19 protein-coding genes and 2 tRNA genes are annotated in these 17448 nt (G+C 46.5%); 13 read left to right on the forward strand and 8 right to left on the reverse strand.

The window, feature by feature from the left end; all coding sequences use genetic code 11:
* Nucleotide 1 precedes the first annotated feature (1 nt).
* A complete protein-coding gene (locus N2317_04310) occupies nucleotides 2-421 on the forward strand; it encodes a secondary thiamine-phosphate synthase enzyme YjbQ (protein MCX7816721.1) in 420 nt (139 codons plus the stop codon).
* 33 nt (nucleotides 422-454) lie between these two features.
* Here N2317_04310 and lexA read toward each other — a convergent pair whose 3' ends face one another.
* The gene (lexA, locus tag N2317_04315; GenBank protein ID MCX7816722.1) at nucleotides 455-1039 is read right to left on the reverse strand and encodes a transcriptional repressor LexA; all 585 of its coding nucleotides are present in this window, start codon (nucleotides 1037-1039) and stop codon (nucleotides 455-457) included.
* Between the two features lie 98 nt (nucleotides 1040-1137).
* On the opposite strand from lexA, the gene xth reads away from it, so the two are divergent.
* Nucleotides 1138-1917, forward strand: a complete 780-nt coding sequence (gene xth / locus N2317_04320) for an exodeoxyribonuclease III (protein ID MCX7816723.1) — start codon at nucleotides 1138-1140, stop codon at nucleotides 1915-1917.
* Between the two features lie 11 nt (nucleotides 1918-1928).
* On the forward strand, nucleotides 1929-2453 hold the full coding sequence (locus N2317_04325; GenBank protein ID MCX7816724.1) for a GAF domain-containing protein: 525 nt from the start codon (nucleotides 1929-1931) through the stop codon (nucleotides 2451-2453).
* Nucleotides 2454-2456: 3 nt separating this feature from the next.
* On the opposite strand, the gene N2317_04330 is transcribed toward N2317_04325, so the two are convergent.
* Nucleotides 2457-3776 carry an MFS transporter gene (locus N2317_04330; GenBank protein ID MCX7816725.1) on the reverse strand — a complete coding sequence of 440 codons (1320 nt, stop codon included), beginning with the start codon at nucleotides 3774-3776 and terminating at the stop codon, nucleotides 2457-2459.
* Between the two features lie 20 nt (nucleotides 3777-3796).
* Here N2317_04330 and N2317_04335 point away from each other — a divergent pair, with 20 nt between their 5' ends.
* Together N2317_04335 and N2317_04340 are read left to right on the forward strand one after the other, a co-directional pair.
* Nucleotides 3797-5863, forward strand: coding sequence for a DEAD/DEAH box helicase (locus N2317_04335; GenBank protein ID MCX7816726.1), 2067 nt, complete (start codon nucleotides 3797-3799; stop codon nucleotides 5861-5863).
* A 58-nt stretch (nucleotides 5864-5921) separates the two neighbouring features.
* Nucleotides 5922-5997, forward strand: a tRNA-Glu gene (locus N2317_04340).
* A 233-nt stretch (nucleotides 5998-6230) separates the two neighbouring features.
* Here N2317_04340 and N2317_04345 read toward each other — a convergent pair.
* The 6 genes from N2317_04345 to N2317_04370 all read right to left on the reverse strand — a co-directional run bounded on the left by N2317_04345 (nucleotide 6231) and on the right by N2317_04370 (nucleotide 10089).
* A tRNA-Leu gene (locus tag N2317_04345) sits at nucleotides 6231-6316 on the reverse strand.
* A 76-nt stretch (nucleotides 6317-6392) separates the two neighbouring features.
* Complete coding sequence (gene secG / locus N2317_04350; protein MCX7816727.1) at nucleotides 6393-6728, reverse strand: preprotein translocase subunit SecG; 336 nt, start codon at nucleotides 6726-6728, stop codon at nucleotides 6393-6395.
* 4 nt (nucleotides 6729-6732) lie between these two features.
* Nucleotides 6733-7491 carry a triose-phosphate isomerase gene (tpiA, locus tag N2317_04355; GenBank protein ID MCX7816728.1) on the reverse strand — a complete coding sequence of 253 codons (759 nt, stop codon included), beginning with the start codon at nucleotides 7489-7491 and terminating at the stop codon, nucleotides 6733-6735.
* Nucleotide 7492: 1 nt separating this feature from the next.
* Nucleotides 7493-8500, reverse strand: coding sequence for a type I glyceraldehyde-3-phosphate dehydrogenase (gene gap, locus N2317_04360; GenBank protein ID MCX7816729.1), 1008 nt, complete (start codon nucleotides 8498-8500; stop codon nucleotides 7493-7495).
* 108 nt (nucleotides 8501-8608) lie between these two features.
* Complete coding sequence (locus tag N2317_04365) at nucleotides 8609-9217, reverse strand: endonuclease III (GenBank protein MCX7816730.1); 609 nt, start codon at nucleotides 9215-9217, stop codon at nucleotides 8609-8611.
* 50 nt (nucleotides 9218-9267) lie between these two features.
* Nucleotides 9268-10089: a formate dehydrogenase accessory protein FdhE gene (locus tag N2317_04370; GenBank protein ID MCX7816731.1), complete on the reverse strand. Its 822-nt coding sequence runs from the start codon at nucleotides 10087-10089 to the stop codon at nucleotides 9268-9270.
* Between the two features lie 122 nt (nucleotides 10090-10211).
* On the opposite strand from N2317_04370, the gene uppP reads away from it, so the two are divergent.
* The 8 genes from uppP to N2317_04410 all read left to right on the forward strand — a co-directional run bounded on the left by uppP (nucleotide 10212) and on the right by N2317_04410 (nucleotide 17448).
* Nucleotides 10212-10982, forward strand: coding sequence for an undecaprenyl-diphosphatase UppP (uppP, locus tag N2317_04375; protein MCX7816732.1), 771 nt, complete (start codon nucleotides 10212-10214; stop codon nucleotides 10980-10982).
* A 201-nt stretch (nucleotides 10983-11183) separates the two neighbouring features.
* Nucleotides 11184-12137, forward strand: coding sequence for an ACP S-malonyltransferase (locus N2317_04380; protein MCX7816733.1), 954 nt, complete (start codon nucleotides 11184-11186; stop codon nucleotides 12135-12137).
* Nucleotides 12138-12151: 14 nt separating this feature from the next.
* A complete protein-coding gene (locus N2317_04385; protein ID MCX7816734.1) occupies nucleotides 12152-13351 on the forward strand; it encodes an acyl-CoA/acyl-ACP dehydrogenase in 1200 nt (399 codons plus the stop codon).
* Nucleotides 13352-13356: 5 nt separating this feature from the next.
* Nucleotides 13357-14340, forward strand: a complete 984-nt coding sequence (locus tag N2317_04390) for a ketoacyl-ACP synthase III (GenBank protein MCX7816735.1) — start codon at nucleotides 13357-13359, stop codon at nucleotides 14338-14340.
* Nucleotides 14341-14363: 23 nt separating this feature from the next.
* Entirely contained in the window at nucleotides 14364-14942 is a 579-nt protein-coding gene (gene fabA, locus N2317_04395) for a bifunctional 3-hydroxydecanoyl-ACP dehydratase/trans-2-decenoyl-ACP isomerase (protein MCX7816736.1), read from the forward strand.
* Nucleotides 14939-15667: a 3-oxoacyl-ACP reductase FabG gene (locus tag N2317_04400; GenBank protein MCX7816737.1), complete on the forward strand. Its 729-nt coding sequence runs from the start codon at nucleotides 14939-14941 to the stop codon at nucleotides 15665-15667. The genes fabA and N2317_04400 overlap by 4 nt, the downstream gene beginning before the upstream one ends.
* On the forward strand, nucleotides 15657-16145 hold the full coding sequence (locus N2317_04405; protein ID MCX7816738.1) for a beta-hydroxyacyl-ACP dehydratase: 489 nt from the start codon (nucleotides 15657-15659) through the stop codon (nucleotides 16143-16145). Before N2317_04400 ends, N2317_04405 begins: the two co-directional genes overlap by 11 nt.
* Before the next feature lie 22 nt (nucleotides 16146-16167).
* A complete protein-coding gene (locus N2317_04410) occupies nucleotides 16168-17448 on the forward strand; it encodes a beta-ketoacyl-[acyl-carrier-protein] synthase family protein (protein MCX7816739.1) in 1281 nt (426 codons plus the stop codon).

Genomic DNA, 17448 nt, shown 5'->3' on the forward strand with positions numbered 1-17448 from the left:
AGTGAAAACTTATAGAAAGGAACTGTGGTTTCACATACCCACCCGTAGGGGGTTTGTCAATATAACTCCTCAGGTTAGACAGTGTGTGAAAGAGAGTGGTATACGGGAAGGGCTTGTGCTGGTTAATGCTATGCATATAACAGCTTCTGTGTTTATAAATGATGATGAACCTGGGTTACATCAGGACTATGAACGCTGGCTAGAAGAGCTAGCTCCCCATGAACCAACTTCACGTTATCTCCATAACAGAACAGGTGAGGATAATGGGGATGCCCACCTAAAGAGGCAGATTATGGGACGGGAAGTTGTAGTGGCAATAACGGATGGTGAACTGGATTTTGGTCCCTGGGAGCAGATATTCTACGGAGAATTCGACGGGAGGCGGCGTAAAAGGGTGCTTGTGAAGATTATTGGAGAGTGATCTGAGTTATATACTGAAGGGATCGGTGAATTGTCATATGTGGTATTTCCTTACAAGTGCTGTAACAACACCGGCGAGGCGGAGTTCGTTTTTGGGTTTGATGGGGGGGTAATGTGGGTTGGCCGCTTCGAGGTAAACATTTTGCCCTTTTTTGCGAAAATACTTCACTGTCCACTCTCCGTCGACTTCTGCAACGACTATGTCCCCGCTTTTAGGTATGCGTCCTCTTTCTACGATCACCAGATCTCCCTCCATGATTCCTGCATCTATCATAGAATCACCTGTTACCTGGAGCAAGAATGAGGTTTCCGGTTGGTTTATGAGATATTCGTCTAAGGAGATAATGTCGCGGAGCGCCTCATCCTCGGGGGAGGGGAAACCCGCATGGATGGCTCCGAAAACGGGTATGGCAAAGAGACTTCCGGAAGGGATCAGGTGTCCTCTTTCGTCTCTTTTGAGTTTACCTTGGGCTATAAGTTTGGAAACCCAGTGATGAACGACACTTTTCGATCGAACTCCAAGAATTTCCATCATTTCTTGATATGTGGGCATCCGTCTGTTCCTCATAAAAAAGGACCTGATCTCCGCGGAAACACTCTCGAGCGTATTTCTCTTCATACTATTATTATAGAACGAAAGTTCTATTTGTCAAGGACAAAATGTGTGGTAGATTCTAAATTTTAAAAGTAGATTCAAAACGTGGACGGTGCTCGAGAATGCTCATAGCTACTTACAACGTTAACTCCATTCGCTCACGACTGCCGGTGGTTATTGACTGGCTAGAGAAGCACTCACCGGCGGTATTCTGTTTGCAGGAGACTAAGGTGGAGGATGGGAAGTTTCCCCACGAGGTGTTCGAGTCGCTTGGCTATTCTGTTGTATTTCGTGGAGAGAAACGCTACAGTGGTGTAGCTACTGTTTCGTTAAAGAAACCGGATTTTGTGTCTACAGGTTTTGACGATGATGGTCCACCGGATGAGGATCGATTGATCAGGACTGATTTTGGTGATCTCACTGTGATAAATGTTTATGTTCCCCAAGGACAGGATGTGGAAAGCCACCATTTTCAGTACAAACTAAAGTGGTTCAAGAGGCTGAGAAGTTATCTCGAGAGACATTTTTCTCCTACGGGTTTGGTTGCTATCTGTGGTGATCTTAACGTAGCGCGGGAACCCATCGATGTTCATGACCCGAAACGTCTTCTTGGCCATGTGGATTTCAACCCTGAGGTCTGGGCGGTATATGACCTTCTATTGGAATGGGGTTTGGTTGATCTCTTCCGTAAGTTTCATCCAGGTGAAAAGGGACAGTTCACTTTTTTTGATTACCGTGTTCCCCATGCAGTTGAAAGGGGATTGGGCTGGCGTGTTGATCATATATTGACAACTAAGTTACTCGCAGAACGCGCAACTGGATGTTGGATTGATCTAGAACCTCGACTGGCAAAAAAACCTTCGGACCATACGGTGTTAGCCGCACACTTCTCTCTGGGATAGGAGGAGGTTATATGGATGTTATCCGTTATCTTTTAAAGAGGAATGAAGAAATAGCTTTAGGTTTTCAGCGGATAGAGGAGCGATTCGCTCGGGCTCCCGATATTGTTCGGCTGTTTTCGTCCTGGATTTCAGGCATGATGGAGGTTTTTGCAATTCCATTTGTCTGGGTCTCTATTTTAAACGAGGACCGGACCTTCTCCATTTTTAACACACTGGAACAATCACCTTTTCTCAGAGAAAGGCTAAACAGAGTGGATGCAGATTATTTTTTGGAGCTTCTTGGGGGTGACGTGAAACCCGTATTGGCAAATGGTAATCTTAAGAGCTTTTATAGACTTCTACCACCCCGGAACAAATACTTCATTCGTTCGATAGCTGTTGTACCGATTGAGAGTTCTGGATCGGTGGTGGGAAGCATAAATCATGGGGATTTTCTCCCGGATCGCTATGATCCCGCTATGGATGTAAGTCTGTTACAGAATCTTGCTTATAGGTTTTCAATGCGTCTGACCGATCTTTGTCGAGGGATTTCCTGAGTTTTACGGGGACGTTTTAGGATTTTTTTCCATACCAGTTTGTCGTTTTAGGTTAAGGATGAGGAAGGAAACGAGTGCAAATATGATAGCATTCAACCACCAGACGTATGTGTAAGAACGTGTGAGATCGTAGATTAACCCGGCGATGAAGGGACCGGTAGCCCCCCCTATGCCGATGAAGAGCGTAACGTAACCGTAGATGGTGCCCATTGCACCATGGCCGAACCGATCGGCAAGCAGGATGGGCATCATAGGGGCGAGGGAACCGTAACCGAAGCCAAAGATAAGGGCAAAACAGAGAAGATGAAAGGCACTCTTTACTTGTATTAGAATGAGTGTCCCTAACGCCATCGTTATGAAACCAACTGCTGCTGCATATTTAGGATCTCTTATGCGGTCACTTATTAGACCAAAAATTAATTGACCCACAAGTCCTGCAAAAGCGGTAACACTCAGAGAGGAAGCAGCGATCATGTTTTCAATCCCCTTTTCCACAGCAAAAGCTATTTGGTGCACAAATGTCGCCATGAGGGACATAATCGCGAGGCAGAAACATAGAGCAAGAATAACAAATCGGTTGTCCTTTAGCAGTTGAGAAAAGGTAGGTTTGTTTCTGAAAGAAGATTTATTATCGGTTGCATCGACCGAAGGTGGGTTCTTGCTCATGAGAAGCTGTGAAACAACTACACCTACAGTTATCGTTATCATTCCGAGGATGATAAAACCCTCTCGCCAGCTTAGGTGGTTAGTGATGAGGCTAGCCAGGGGTGTAAGGATAATGGTTCCAGCACTTATACCCATTGTAGCAATCCCAATAGCTGTTCCTCGATTTTCGGAAAACCACTTGCCTACGTATGAATTGACCACAACAACACCCATGCTGGCCGAGCTCATCCCGAGTAGAAATCCATAGAGGAGATAGAAGGTTATAGGTTTCTCCACAAAAGCGGTGAGACAGAAGCTCATAGCCGCTATAGAAGACCCCACTGTTATGATCCAACGGGGAGGCATTAGGTCAATAAGATGTCCTGTTAGAATGCTGAAAATGGAGTAGACCAACATGTTGAGTGATGCACCAAACGAAATACACGATCGCGACCAGCCTAACTCTTCAGTCATGGGTTTCAGGAATACACCGAAGCTGTAACGGGTACCATAATTGATGGCAAGTGTAAGGAAAGCGCCACAGATAATCCAGAATCCCCGAGAATTGAAGTGAGATGAGAGCTTCTTATTAATTTTTTGCCCTCCAGGGTTAATTAGCATCCGTCGATAAATGAAGGTTGTTTTTCTGTCAACCTGTTTGCAAAAAATGTGCAACATATGTTAGGGTAATTTTGAGTATGGCTAGAGTTAGACCGGTCAAAAAAAATTTCCACAAGTTTGGAAAACCTGTTTCTCTTAAGAAAAGAAAGGTTGTTCGGCTACCACAAAAGATGAAGCCAGAGGCGGATCCCTCTTTGAAGGGGGTGTTTTCCCGCATTGGTCGTCCAAGGGAGGGGGGCTTTGTGCCCGATCCCTTCCAAATAGAGGCACTTGAGGCCATTCAGGAGGGTGATTGTATAGTCACAGCACCTACAGGTGCGGGAAAGACGTGGATAGCTGAACAAGCAATTAAACGGGTGCTTTCCACCGGTGGTAGGTGTTGGTTTGCCTCCCCCCTTAAGGCTCTGAGCAATGCCAAATGGATCGAATTCAGTGCGGTGTTTGGGTCGGAAAATGTAGGCATTGTAACGGGGGATACAAGGGAGAACACTGACGCACCAGTGCTAGTGGGAACCACGGAAATACTCCGCAATAAGCTTTACGATGCCATGCACATGGGTGAGGATTTACCCTGCGATTTAGTGGTTCTTGATGAAGCTCACTACCTAGGTGACCCTGAGCGAGGTGTGGTATGGGAGGAGATCATTATTTATCTCCCTCAACGTATAAACCTCCTCCTCCTTTCAGCTACTATTGGGAATGCTGAAGAGATAGCTTCCTGGATGAGTGAGATTAGAGGAAAACCCTGCAGGGTAGTTCGAGAGCTAAAAAGACCGGTCCCTCTTTATCCACTCTTTTTGAGCCCTTCGGGCCGTCTCATGCCCCTTGTCAGTAAGAAAGATCTATTCCCAGGGGTAAAAGAGTTTCTTGGGTTTCGGCGTAGGTCTTCGATCAACTACCCCTATGGTGAAATTATTGATGTGCTCAGGGTACATCGGTTACTACCTGCTATTTTTTTTCTCAAATCGAGAGCTGAGTGTGACGAAGCAATAAAGTATGCTCCGTTGAGAAGAGAATTAACGGATGACGTAGGTTTTCATGAGGATTTGAATGAGCTCCTCCGGCGTTTTCCCTACTTGGAGCATCACCGGCATTTGCCGTGGCTTATTAAAGCCAGGGTGGCTGCCCATCATGGCGGACAGTTGCCTGCTTGGAAATTTCTGGTGGAAATGCTCATGAAAAAAGGACATTTGGATGCTATTTTCGCCACCACAACTGTTGCCGCTGGTGTGAACTTCCCGGCAAGGACTATCGTTCTATTCAATTCTGATATGTACAACGGTAGGGATTTCCAACCCATGAACGGCACGGAGTTTCACCAAATGATTGGCCGGGCGGGACGGAGAGGTATTGATAGAATAGGTTTTCTTGTGGTGTATCCTGGCAGATTTATGGATGTAGAACATATCCAAGAACTTCTTTCATCTGGTCCAGAGGATATTCAAAGTCAAATAAAAACAGATTTTTCCATGGTTCTTAATCTTCTGCTTTCGCAGTCACCTGATGATATCCGTCATATACTGGAGATGTCTCTTGCGGTGAGGCAGTCGAAAAGGTTTAAAACAGCTGGTGGCCTTTGGAGGGAATTTTTGAGACATCTAAAATTTCTCAAGGCCGAAGGTTTTGTTGATGAAGATGGAAGATTGACAGAGAACGGTATCTGGGCTGCTAAGTTGCGCCTTGATCAGCCACTCTTAATTGCAGAGTGTATAAAGCAAGGGGTTTTTCCTGATGATCCCGCTCTCCTTGCAGCTGTGGTAGCCCCCTTTGTGTACGACGGTGACGTGGATATGGAGTCTTTTGACAGAAGACAGATGCCCAAGAAACTTGTCCGTGCATTCGAAAGGGTTGTTGATGCAGTTAGCCCGCTGACGAAGCGGTTGAAAAGAGCAGGTTTCCCTGCCAACCCTCTTTTCGAATGGACTGCTATGGCAGTGTATGATTGGGCTCGTGGTAAGAGGTGGGACTATATTACAGAGAGGTTATCCGTCGCAGAAGGTGATTTGGTGATGCTTATTGTACGCACAGCTGACAATCTCCGTCAGATTGTCTCCCTGAAAGAAACACATCCTGATCTTGCTGAACTTGCGGAGGAAAGCAGGGAGTTGATTTTGAGAGAACCTGTGCTTTTCGGTGTGTTGTAGTGCCTTTTTAGTCTTGACAGCTGAAGTAAAATAAATTTATAAAGAACTTCTATTTTGCGTCCCCATCGTCTAGTGGCCTAGGACACCGGCCTTTCACGCCAGTAACCGGGGTTCGACTCCCCGTGGGGACGCCATGAATATAATTAAGGTTATGTTGCAATAAGGTAGCTAACATCAAGCGACTTGGTAAGATAAGAGGGTCTATGAAGGGAGTGGGCCCTCTTATCTTTGGTATAGAAGTATACTTCGAATTTTTTACGCAGTTTGATTATTTGCCAGTAAGCATAGAGTGGTAAACAGATCATCACCGTGAGATTGCAACTTAAATGAAAAGGGTTAACGTTAGCGTTAACCCTTCTGTTCGACTTGGTGCCGAAGCCGGGACTTGAACCCGGACGGGTTTCCCCACTACCCCCTCAAGATAGCGTGTCTACCAGATTCCACCACTTCGGCTTGATTTATTTTTAGCAGTTTACCCACCTCTTTGTCAACCCTGAATTGTACTTCGTGAACAAAGATTCTTTGTGTATTACTTTGTTGTTTTAGGGGGAATCCCGGGAGCAGTTTCAGGTGGGGCGCTCGGTGCCACAGGAACGGGAGCAGTTGTTTTTGTTGTCCCTTTGAGGGTAGCGGTGCCTTTTAGCCCGGAGTAATAGGAGAGCCCAAGTGAAGTTAGCATGAAGATCAATGCTATGATCGTGGTTAATTTACCCAAAAATGTGCCGGGTCCGCTGCTTCCGAAGATGGTTTGGCTGGATCCACCAAAGGCGGCTCCCATACTTGCACCCCGTCCTACCTGGAGTAGAACCACTATTATAAGGACAAAGCATACAATAATGTGTAACACTGTAATAAGTATGTTCATGGTCTTACAACTCCCAATTTATTATTTTAAGGAAAGTGTCTGGCTGCAAACTTGCACTCCCTACGAGAACCCCATCTACGTCTCGACTTGTCATTATACCCTTTATGTTATCGGGAGTCACGCTTCCACCATAAATGATACGGATGTTTTCCAATGCTTTAGGACCAAACCGACCTCCGAGAAGTGACCGTATGAAGCTGTGCATTTCTTCAATCTGATCGGGGGTTGCTGTTTTCCCTGTGCCTATAGCCCATACAGGTTCGTATGCAATTACTATGTTTTCCAAATCGCTTGGATGGATGTTCTTGAGTGTTGCTGAAAGCTGGGATTCTACCACAGAAAAAGTGGCTCCTCTTTCCCTTTCTGTGAGGAGTTCACCTATGCAGAGAATTGGGCGCATTCCAGATTTCATAACTGCCTTTAACTTCCGTTCTATGAAATCATCCATTTCATTGAAGTGTATACGCCGTTCCGAATGACCCACTATGACGTAAGTGCATCCAATCTCAGCCAGCATAGGAGCCGCTATCTCCCCTGTATAGGGTCCTTCCGGTTGGTCGTGCACGTTCTGTGCAGCAAGGCGAATGGTAGTACCTCTGAGGATTTGAGCCACAGCGGAAAGCGCTGTGAACGGAGGTGCGATAACCACTTCCTTTTTGTTTGGATCTGAAGCCATTTTGGCTTTGAGATAGTCACAGAATGCAACAGCCTCACTCAAAGTTTTGTGCATCTTCCAGTTGGCAGCGAAGAGTTGTTCACGCATGTTACAGTTTCTTGCCTATGTAAATGGCCAGATCTCTCATCCTGCAAGCATACCCACTTTCATTGTCATACCACGCAAAGACTTTGACAAGATTACCGTCCACCACGTTTGTAAGAGGTGCATCTACGATGGCTGAGTACGGACTGCCGGTAAAATCCACTGATACGAGTTCTTCCTCGCAGTATAAGATTATGTCTTTCATAGGGCCTTCTGCCGCCGCCTTTAGTGCCCCATTGACCTCCGTGGCAGTAACATTTTTACCCACCTCAACAGCAAGATCTACGATGGAGACGTTTGGTGTGGGAACGCGGAGCGCTATACCATCAAGCTTACCTTTTAGTTCTGGTATAACTTCTGTCACTGCCCTAGCTGCTCCTGTGGTCGTCGGGACTATGGATAGAGCTGCAGCTCTCGCCCTCCTGAGGTCGCTGTGAGAACCGTCGAGAAGCCGCTGATCCATAGTGTATGCATGTGCTGTAGTCATAACCCCTTTTAACACACCGAAATTTTCATGGATGACCTTTACAATGGGGGCTAAACAGTTTGTTGTACACGACGCATTAGAAATAACGTGGTGTTTTTCAGGATCATAGGTGTGCTCATTTACACCCATCACAAAGGTTCCATCCACACCTTTACCGGGTGCAGCTATGATAATCTTCTTTGCCCCAGCTTTGATGTGGCCTATGACCTGTTCCTTCCGGCGGAATTCGCCTGTGGATTCCAAAACTATGTCAATTCCCAGATCACCCCATGGGAGTTTCTCTAGATTGGAAGTTTCGTTCGTTATTTTTATTCTTTTACCGTTTACCGTTAAGCAGTCTTCCTCAGCTTGCACTTCCCCTGGAAATTTACCATGAACGGAGTCGTAACGTAGAAGATGAGCTAAAACTTTCACATCAGCTCTCGAATTTATGGCAACGATCTCGATATCATTGAAACCCTGACACGCCCGAACTATGTATCTTCCTACCCTTCCAAAACCGTTAATAGCCACTCTAACTGGCATAGAGCACCTCCCCGCTTTTTTCGCTTGAAGGAATCTTTATAGTGGTGGCCGTTTTATAAACTTCCCCCTAAAAATAGTCAACTCTTTTGGCTTCACTTTTTGAACAAATCACCGACTCCTTGTTACATTTACTCTGTCGCAAAATTCCTGTAGGTAACAGCGACTGCAAAAGGGTGAGACGGGAAGACATATCTGTCGTCCAAAGGCGACGAGAAGAGTGTTTATGCTTTTCCAGTATTGTAGGGGAAGGATTTTTCTGAGAATCTTTTCTGTCTCTTCGGGGGTTTTCGTCTTAACATAACCAAGTCGGTTGGTTATTCGGTGAACGTGTGTGTCCACACATATACCGTCCTTGTTAAATCCCAAAGAAAGGACAAGATTTGCCGTTTTTCGACCCACTCCTGGAAGGGTGAGCAGGTCATCGAGACTATCAGGGACGTTTCCATTAAAGCGCTCCATTAATTCTAGACAGATTTTTCTTATGACTCGTGCTTTATTCCTGAAGAAACCAACTGGGTATATGAGGGAGGAAATTTCCTCCTCTGGGATCTGAAGTATAGCATAAGGTGTTTTCGCCCTTTCAAAAAGTCTGCGGGTTGCCTCAGCTGTTACCTCTTCTTTGGTGCGGGAGCTGAGGATTGTCGAGATTAGAACGAGGAATGGATCTCTCTTTTCTTTAGCAAGTATGGATATAACAGGTAACTCATCTTCCCTCAAGTGACTCTTGAGGGTACCGATGATCCTCTCTAACCATTTTTCATTCTTTGCTATTCGTAACCTTCCTCGTTCGCGAGAAGATCGAGGTGCAGTGTGGTGATGTCCTCTACTTCGAGATTGACCTCTGCTTTTGACTCCCGAAAGTCTATTATCTTTATGTACCTCTTGCATTTGTTACAGACATCCACTCTGTATCTGTCGTCGTCCTCGACGGTGAAGTACGCCAGCGTTTGCTGTTCCTCGTTGCCACAGAAGGGACACTTAATACGCGGGTATTGCCAGGTAAGGCCACATTGATTACAGAAGAGATAGCGGTTATCGTCCTCGTCTTTTATTTCTCCAATCTTGGGTTCCTTTCCACAGATAGGACAGTATCCCTCTGACCATCCGTATTTGATTATGTCTTCACCATAGCGAACAGCCACCATTTCTAGGAATGGGCGTAAACATTCCTCAAGTAACATATCTATCAGATCAAACGCCGCGTCCCCTTCATCATTCTCTTCTTCCTCGAAGGGCCCATAGAAGGCATCGAGCAACATTTCATGGAAGTCGATTTCTCCGCTTCGAATCTTTTCCGCGAACTCTGCTGTCTCCTGGGGGGCTCTTTTTTCAGCGATGGATAGTAGTTGCAGAAAGTACTCCCTTGGTTTTGCCACGTCAAAGTCGGTAGTTGCTAAATCAACTAACGGAAAACCTCCTGATATTTTAGCAGGGACCAGACGTTCATCTATGGGAAAGATTATCTTTTTCAAGTTATGTTTGCAGTTTTCTCTTAGGATGAAAATATCTTCCAGTATGTCGAGTAATTCCTCATAATGGGGGCTCTTTAGCTTATAAGCTTGAATAATTTTTAGGATATCTGTTAGCATTTATCGTTAAACCTGTTAGCTTCTATCTTTTCGGGCTCTATACCCCCTTTTATCTGTTAGTTCAAGGGAATTTTGTTTTTTTTATTGACATGATGTTTATCGTCGTGGGATGAGAGGTCATTATGGGTATTTGTGATGCAATTGTATTGGGAATTGTGGAAGGGATTTCTGAATTTCTCCCCATTTCGTCCACGGGTCACCTAATTCTGACGTCGTTCATACTGGGTTTAGGGCACACATCTTTTCTCAAAAGTTTTGAGATCGCCATTCAGGTGGGGGCCATTTTCTCCGTAGTTATTCTTTACGGTAAAAACCTATTGAGAAACTGGGAGGTTATAAAGAGGGTTTTTGTTTCTCTCATCCCTACTGTTGTGGTAGGTGCAACTCTTTACAGAACTGTGAAGGAATACTGGCTTGGTTCTGATACGATAGTGATCTGGTCTCTATTTATAGGTGGGATTTTCCTTATAGTATTTGAGTGGTGGTACAGCGAAAAACCCCATTTAACTGAAAATATTGAGGAAATTTCATACAGAAAAGCCTTTATAATAGGAGTTTTCCAATCCATTGCCCTTATACCGGGGGTTTCAAGGGCAGCAGCGACAATCGTCGGTGGTTTGATCGTAGGATTAAAAAGAAAAACTATTGTGGAATTTTCCTTTCTACTTGCAGTTCCCACCATGATGGCTGCCACGGGTTACGACATCCTGAAGAGCGGTGGCGTTTTTTCGTGGACAGAGATAAATCTGTTGGTCGCAGGTTTCATCTCCTCTTTTATAGTGGCAATTCTGAGCATAAAGTTTCTTCTCCGCTTCATCCAAACACACACGTTCATTCCCTTTGGTATATACCGTATTGCTGTAGCCATTCTCTGGGTTCTTCTGTTTAAGTAAGGACGGCCGCATTGCGTAGTAAATTTCGCAGTGTGAACATGTCTACCACTTTTCCAATTGCCATTTGCGGTATGTTTTTTCTTTCCTTTCGATAATCATTGAGTGATATCAAACATTTAGGTAGGTTTCCGTACGCTTAAGCTTTCTGGCATACATTCTGCTTTTGATCCCCGAACAGGATTTCCTCGAGGGAGGTTTCTTATGTCTTCAGACGAGAAGATTGTGGCTGTTGTTTTCCCGGGGCAGGGTGCGCAGAGGCCTGGTATGGGTAAAGATTTTGTGGAGAACCTTTCCGTATGTAGGGAGACTTTTGAGGAGGCTTCCGATGCTCTGGGTTGGGATGTGGCGAAGGTATGTTTTAGCGATGATGAGCGTCTGAGTTTAACTGAGTATACGCAGCCATGTCTTTTGACTACTGAGATTGCCATGTTCAGGGGACTTGTTTACCTATACGGTTTAAAGTCCCAATTTTTTGGAGGGCATAGTCTCGGAGAGATCACCTCTCTTGTAGCAGCGGGGGTGCTTACTCTTGCTGATGGAGTGCGAATAGTTGAGCAGCGAGGGCGTCTGATGCAGCAGGCGGCTCCCAAAGGGACGGGAGGTATGATGGCTGTGATCGGGGAGAGAGTATATGTTAATGAGATTGCCAGTACTATAGAAGATCTGCCCGTGGATGTGGCCAATGTGAATTCGCCCAAACAGATAGTCATAAGTGGTCTTGCAGAGGCTTTACCTGTTGCAGCTGAGAGGATAGCGGCGGTCTCTCGGGAGCAAGGAGTTCTCCGTTTTGTTCCTCTAAACGTGAGCGCGCCTTTCCACAGCCGGTTCATGAGGCCTGTGGAGAGTGTTTTCCAAGAAATACTCCGTTCTATTGCTCGTTCGATGAATACCGTTCCTGCGCGGAACGTGACTTCTAACTTTAGAGGAGATTTTCACAGAGATGAGGATGAAGCGATCATTTACGCATTGACGCGTCAAATCGGTAGTCCTGTACGTTGGGTGGAGAATATGGAAGTTCTCGCTTCAAAGGCTGATGTTATTTACGAAATCGGTCCTTCCCGTCCACTAAGGGAGTTTTTTAAAGCATTAGGGGTGGATTGCATTTCAATTACCACCCTTTCTTCGGCTGCTAGAGTATTCGAGAGAGAACATTGAGAGAGGGATCACCTATGGATTTTCAGCTAACAGATGTGCAGCGTGAGTATCTGGAGACAGTGAGGCGTTTTGTGCGAACGGAGATTCTACCCAATGTAATGGTACGGGAGAAAGAACACCAGTTTCCCCATGACATTATAAGAAAGCTTTGGGAAATGGGTGTTATGAATTTGAGTATCCCTGAATCCGTGAAGGGTTATTCAATTGATGCAGTATCTACTGCGTTGATCATAAGGGAACTTGCCTACGGTGATTCAGGAATTGCCACTTCGGCTATGTGCAATGATCTCGCCAATGTGGTTATTGCGAAGCACGGTACACCTTTTCAGCAGGAAATTTATCTTAGAAAATTTTTGGAAAGTCCACTCCTTGCTTCATTTTGCCTCACGGAACCTGGTGCAGGTTCTGACAACATGGCAATGCGATCGTATATTAAGCGCCGGGAGGATGGGTCGTATGTTCTTAACGGTTCTAAGTGTTTCATTACAAACGCCTCCTATGCTTCTCAGTTTACGGTGTTCTGTAAAGTAGGCTCGCCTGAAGGGGCCTTCATGTCCTGCGTGGTGATTCCTGTGGATAACGCGGCGGGGGAAGAATGGAAGGGAAGTGCCGAAAAAGGTCGTGTAGTCAATCTGAACGGTGGTGGGTGCATTGTAACTGGGAAGGCGGAGGATAAGCTCGGTCAACGGCTATCCAATACCGCTACTGTAAGTTTCGAGGATGTTCCCGTCCTTACCCACCAAATCATCGGCGATCGCCGTAGAGGGTTTCAGTATCTCGTGGACGTTTTGGATTATGCGAGACCAATGGTTGCAGCTATTGGTGTGGGACTGGCTATGAGGGCACTTGACGTTACCCTCCAGTACACGAGAGAGAGGAGACAGTTTGGTTCGCGGATCTGTGATATTCCCGTGGCACGAGATACCCTGGTGAAGATGTGGAAGAAGGTGGAGTTAGCCGATCTAGCCCTTATGAGGGCAGCTTGGATGGTTGAGGAGAACGCGCCTGAGAAGGGACGTTACGCTTCGCTTGCGAAGAATGTTGCTGCAGAAGCGGCGTTGTTTTGTACTATGGAGGGTCTTCATCTCCACGGGGGATATGGTTTCATGAATGAGTACGAAATTTCCAAGTTGGCCAGGGATGCCCACATCATTGACATTTACGAGGGGGTTCGCGAAGTTCAGGATATGATAATCGGCAGGGAGATTGTGTGATAAATATGCTGTACATACACGGACTGGGTCATTACCACCCGGAGAATGTGATTACAAATGAGTTTCTTGAGTCTCTGGACATAGGGACTACAGACGAATGGATTATGGAAAGGGTAGGAATCCGTTTTCGACGGACGATCCTGCCACTGGAATATATCAGGGCGACCAAAAACAGTGATCCTAGAGAGGCTTATGAAATAACGCGGGGGGCTAATGCTAAGACGGGAGCAGCGGCTGCCCGGATGGCTATGGAGAGGGCTGGTATTGGACCGGAGGATGTCGGTCTTGTTATTTCCGGTAGCTCGGCACCGGAAGTACTTTCACCAGCGGAAGCTACCCTCATTGCGGAGGCTCTTGGTATAGAGGCCCCGTGTTTTGATCTAAATTCTGCGTGCACCTCCTTTGGTATGCAGCTTCGCTTTCTTGATATGATGCGGCCGGAGGCCCTACCTCCCTTTATTCTTCTTGTGAATCCGGAGAATCTTACGCGCACTGTTGATTTTTCTGATAGATCATCAGCGGTTCTCTTTGGTGATGGGAGCTCAGCCGCTGTGGTATCAGCGACGGTTCCGTCAAGAATCACTGTCAGAAACTGCGAGAGTAGTACAAAACCTTCACTCTGGGAAAAAGTAACCATTCCGCGGTGGAGTTATTTTCGCCAGGATGGAAATGCAGTTCAGGGTTACGCCATAAGACGTATGACGGAATCTCTGCGATATTTGCGGAGTTGTGTAAACGGTGGACGTTTTATCTTCGTTGGCCATCAGGCTAATTTGGGTATGCTCAGGACAGTCTGTGAAAGGGCGAACCTACCGCCGGACTATCATTGGCATAACGTGGAAGAATACGGAAACACGGGATGTTCGGGTGCACCTGCAGTTTTGAGTCAGCACTGGGATGATATAAAGGAGGGTGACAACATCGCAATTACGCTGGTAGGCGCCGGTTTAACATGGGTGCATTTCAGCCTGCATATAGAAAGGAGTTGACTTCTGTGACTTATCAGGAATTTATGAACAGATCTTTTTTTAGTCAGATAGAGCTCATCGCCTTTGCATACGGAAAATTGGTGGATGATCCACCTGTCAATTTTGATGGAAGGCTTCCCGCTCCTCCCTTTCTGATGGTGGACAGAGTACTTGAGCTGGAGAAGAACGGGCGTCGGGGACGTATAGTCGCAGAGCAGGATGTGAGAATTGATGCCTGGTTCTTTCAGTGTCATATGCCTGGTGATCCCGTTCAACCAGGGTGTCTTTGCATAGATGCCGTGTGGCAGCTCCTAGGCTTTTACGGGATTTGGCGGGGCGCTCTCGGTGTGGGGAGAGCCTTAGGTTGCGGTGAGATTTCATTCGAAGGCCAGGTGCGTCCTCATGATCGCTATGTACGATATGAAATATCGGTAAAACGGTTTGTGGAACTCAAGGATTCGGGTTCTTTTCTCGTCATCGGTGATGGGGAGATGTTTGTCAATGGGGAGTGCATAGGTTATGTGAGGGACGCCAAAACGGGGATATTCCAGGGCATTATGTATAGGAATTACCCGTGGAAAACGATCAATGGCACAGGGGGTTCAGTGAGGAGGCAATTGTGAAGGGGGCAAAAGTAGCAGTTGTCACTGGTGGTGCTACAGGTATAGGAGCCGCGTGTTGCAGGGCGCTGGCGAGAAAGGGTTTTCTGGTGGGCATACATTACAACAGAAGCGCAAGTGCGGCTGAAGGTTTGCTTTCAGAGCTCGGTGAGGGTTTCCTTTTGAAGGCGGATCTCGCCCATGTGGAAGAGATAGACCATATGTTGGAAGATTTGCGGGCGAAAGTGAATAGAGTTGACGTTCTTGTCAACAACGCAGGTGTGTCGATCAATGCAGATATACACTCAATGAATGTGGAACAGTTTGACAGACAGCGGTGGATGTCTCGGGGAACCTGGTATCTCACAAAGAGGATTTTACGTCAATTCATGATCCGGCAAAATGAGGGTCGGATTATAAATATTTCGAGTGTTGTGGCATCCATCGGAAACGCTGGTCAGATACCCTACACCATGGAAAAGGCAGCCCTAGAGGCTTTCACAAAATCTCTCGCTAAGGAGCTCTCAGGCAGGAACATCCTTGTAAACGCTGTGGCTCCCGGTTTTATAGACACAGAGATGACAAAATCTCTACCGGAGGAGATACGTGTGGAAATACTTTCACGAATACCCCTTGGCCGAATGGGAAGACCTGAAGAAGTAGCTGAGGTGGTGGCATTTTTGGCAACGGAAGGTACGTACATCCACGGGACAGTCGTTCATGTAAATGGAGGGCTCTATGGGGGTTGACCGTAAAACGGTGGAGACAGTTCTCAGTCTTGTCCCTCAGGCTCCGCCTTTTCGTTTTGTGGACGATATTCTTGAGTTAGACGAAGATCGCATTTTGGGGAGGTGTTGTTTTCCTCACGATGCGTGGTTTTACAGAGGTCACTTCCCAGGAAATCCCGTTACTCCTGGGGTTATTATCATTGAGGCCATGGCCCAAACCGCTGTGGTTGCCTTTGGTATATATCTCCTTTTGTTGCAGGGTAAGGGAGAGGAGGAAATAAGAAAACAAATGACCCTTTTTTCGTTTCTAGAAAACGTAGATTTTATGGACATTGTGCGACCTGGGGAATCGCTTATTGTGAGGGGTGAAAAGGTATACTTCCGCCGTGGGAATTTAAAGGTAAAAGCGTTAATGGAAAGAGAAGGAGGTAACGTGGTGTGCAGTGGAGTTCTGGCTGGTACCTCCCGCAGTATACCTATTTTGGATTCTGCGGGGTGATTACTGAAAGAGGTGTGGTCCTATGATGAGGAGGGTGGTTGTAACAGGAATGGGGGTAGTTGCCCCTAATGCCCATGGTTTAGAGGCTTTTGAGAAGGCACTCCGGGAAGGGCGATCTGGTATCAGATTTATCCCTGAGCTAAAAGAGCTTGGGTTTTCCTGCCAGGTGGGAGGAAAACCTGTAGACTTTGATCGTATTGTGGAGTCTTATTTTGATGCTGAGACGTTGCTTTCCATGAATGAAAATATAGGTTACGCATCTGTTGCGGCTGTGGATGCTTGGAGGGATGCAGGCTTTGAGGTACCCCCTCCGGATAGTGAGTATGTAAATTGGGACACTGGTGCAGTCATTGGATGTGGAATTGGCGGGATGGATACAATTGCTCATTACGTTGTGCCTTACGTTAACGAGCGAAAGGTACGTCGTATGGGTAGTACTATTGTGGAGCAGGTGATGAATAGCGGTCCCAGTGCTCGCGTCGCCAGTCTCCTCGCTCTAGGCAATCAGGTTACATCCAATTCAGCTGCATGTTCTACAGGCACTGAAGCTATCCACGATGCTATGTGGAGGATCCGTCTTGGTCTGGCTAAGAGGATGCTAGCCGGAGGCTCTGAGGGGGGGTCGCCTTATGTGTGGTCTGGATTTGATGCCATGCGGGTTATATGCAGAAAGTTTAACGATAATCCTGAGGCGGCTTCAAGACCTATGAGTGCATCTGCTGCAGGGTTTGTTCCAGGTGCTGGCAGTGCTATACTTGTTCTGGAGGATCTTGAAACGGCCATTGCGAGAGGGGCGCGTATTTATGCGGAAGTTAAGGGAGCGGCTGTCAACTGCGGTGGTCAAAGGCAGGGGGGGACGATGACCGCACCTAACCCAGAAGGAGTAAAACGGTGCATTAGAATGGCCATTCAGGATGCGGGTATATCTCCCGAGGAAATTGATGCCATTAACGGTCATCTTACTGCTACTTATGCAGATCCTGTGGAGGTGAGAAATTGGGCAGAAGCCCTAGAAAGAATCCCTGAGAACTTTCCTTACATCAATTCTACTAAATCAATGATAGGACACTGTCTGGGTGCGGCAGGGGCACTCGAAAGCGTTGCTGTTGTTCTTCAGCTTTATAGAGGTTTTATCCATCCTTCTATCAACTGTGAGGATATCCATCCTGATATCGCTCCTTTTGATAGTAAGGTACCCAGGGTGTGTTTGGAGATGCCTAGCTTACGTATAATTGCCAAAGCGGGTTTCGGCTTTGGTGATGTTAACAGTTGCATTATATTCAAGAAATGGGAGGATGAGTGA

It is taken from the genome of Syntrophales bacterium (assembly GCA_026417625.1).
Lineage (GTDB): Bacteria > Desulfobacterota > Syntrophia > Syntrophales > UBA8958 > JAOACW01.

Coding starts and splice junctions, on each gene's coding strand:
- tpiA (MCX7816728.1), bottom strand. CDS start 7,491: ATGCGTGAACAACTCTTCGCTGCCAACTGGAAGATGCACAAAACTTTG.
- fabA (MCX7816736.1), top strand. CDS start 14,364: ATGAACAGATCTTTTTTTAGTCAGATAGAGCTCATCGCCTTTGCATAC.
- N2317_04390 (MCX7816735.1), top strand. CDS start 13,357: ATGCTGTACATACACGGACTGGGTCATTACCACCCGGAGAATGTGATT.
- N2317_04335 (MCX7816726.1), top strand. CDS start 3,797: ATGGCTAGAGTTAGACCGGTCAAAAAAAATTTCCACAAGTTTGGAAAA.
- N2317_04410 (MCX7816739.1), top strand. CDS start 16,168: ATGATGAGGAGGGTGGTTGTAACAGGAATGGGGGTAGTTGCCCCTAAT.
- N2317_04370 (MCX7816731.1), bottom strand. CDS start 10,089: ATGCTAACAGATATCCTAAAAATTATTCAAGCTTATAAGCTAAAGAGC.
- secG (MCX7816727.1), bottom strand. CDS start 6,728: ATGAACATACTTATTACAGTGTTACACATTATTGTATGCTTTGTCCTT.
- uppP (MCX7816732.1), top strand. CDS start 10,212: ATGGGTATTTGTGATGCAATTGTATTGGGAATTGTGGAAGGGATTTCT.
- N2317_04325 (MCX7816724.1), top strand. CDS start 1,929: ATGGATGTTATCCGTTATCTTTTAAAGAGGAATGAAGAAATAGCTTTA.
- N2317_04385 (MCX7816734.1), top strand. CDS start 12,152: ATGGATTTTCAGCTAACAGATGTGCAGCGTGAGTATCTGGAGACAGTG.
- N2317_04405 (MCX7816738.1), top strand. CDS start 15,657: ATGGGGGTTGACCGTAAAACGGTGGAGACAGTTCTCAGTCTTGTCCCT.
- N2317_04380 (MCX7816733.1), top strand. CDS start 11,184: ATGTCTTCAGACGAGAAGATTGTGGCTGTTGTTTTCCCGGGGCAGGGT.
- gap (MCX7816729.1), bottom strand. CDS start 8,500: ATGCCAGTTAGAGTGGCTATTAACGGTTTTGGAAGGGTAGGAAGATAC.
- xth (MCX7816723.1), top strand. CDS start 1,138: ATGCTCATAGCTACTTACAACGTTAACTCCATTCGCTCACGACTGCCG.
- N2317_04330 (MCX7816725.1), bottom strand. CDS start 3,776: ATGTTGCACATTTTTTGCAAACAGGTTGACAGAAAAACAACCTTCATT.
- lexA (MCX7816722.1), bottom strand. CDS start 1,039: ATGAAGAGAAATACGCTCGAGAGTGTTTCCGCGGAGATCAGGTCCTTT.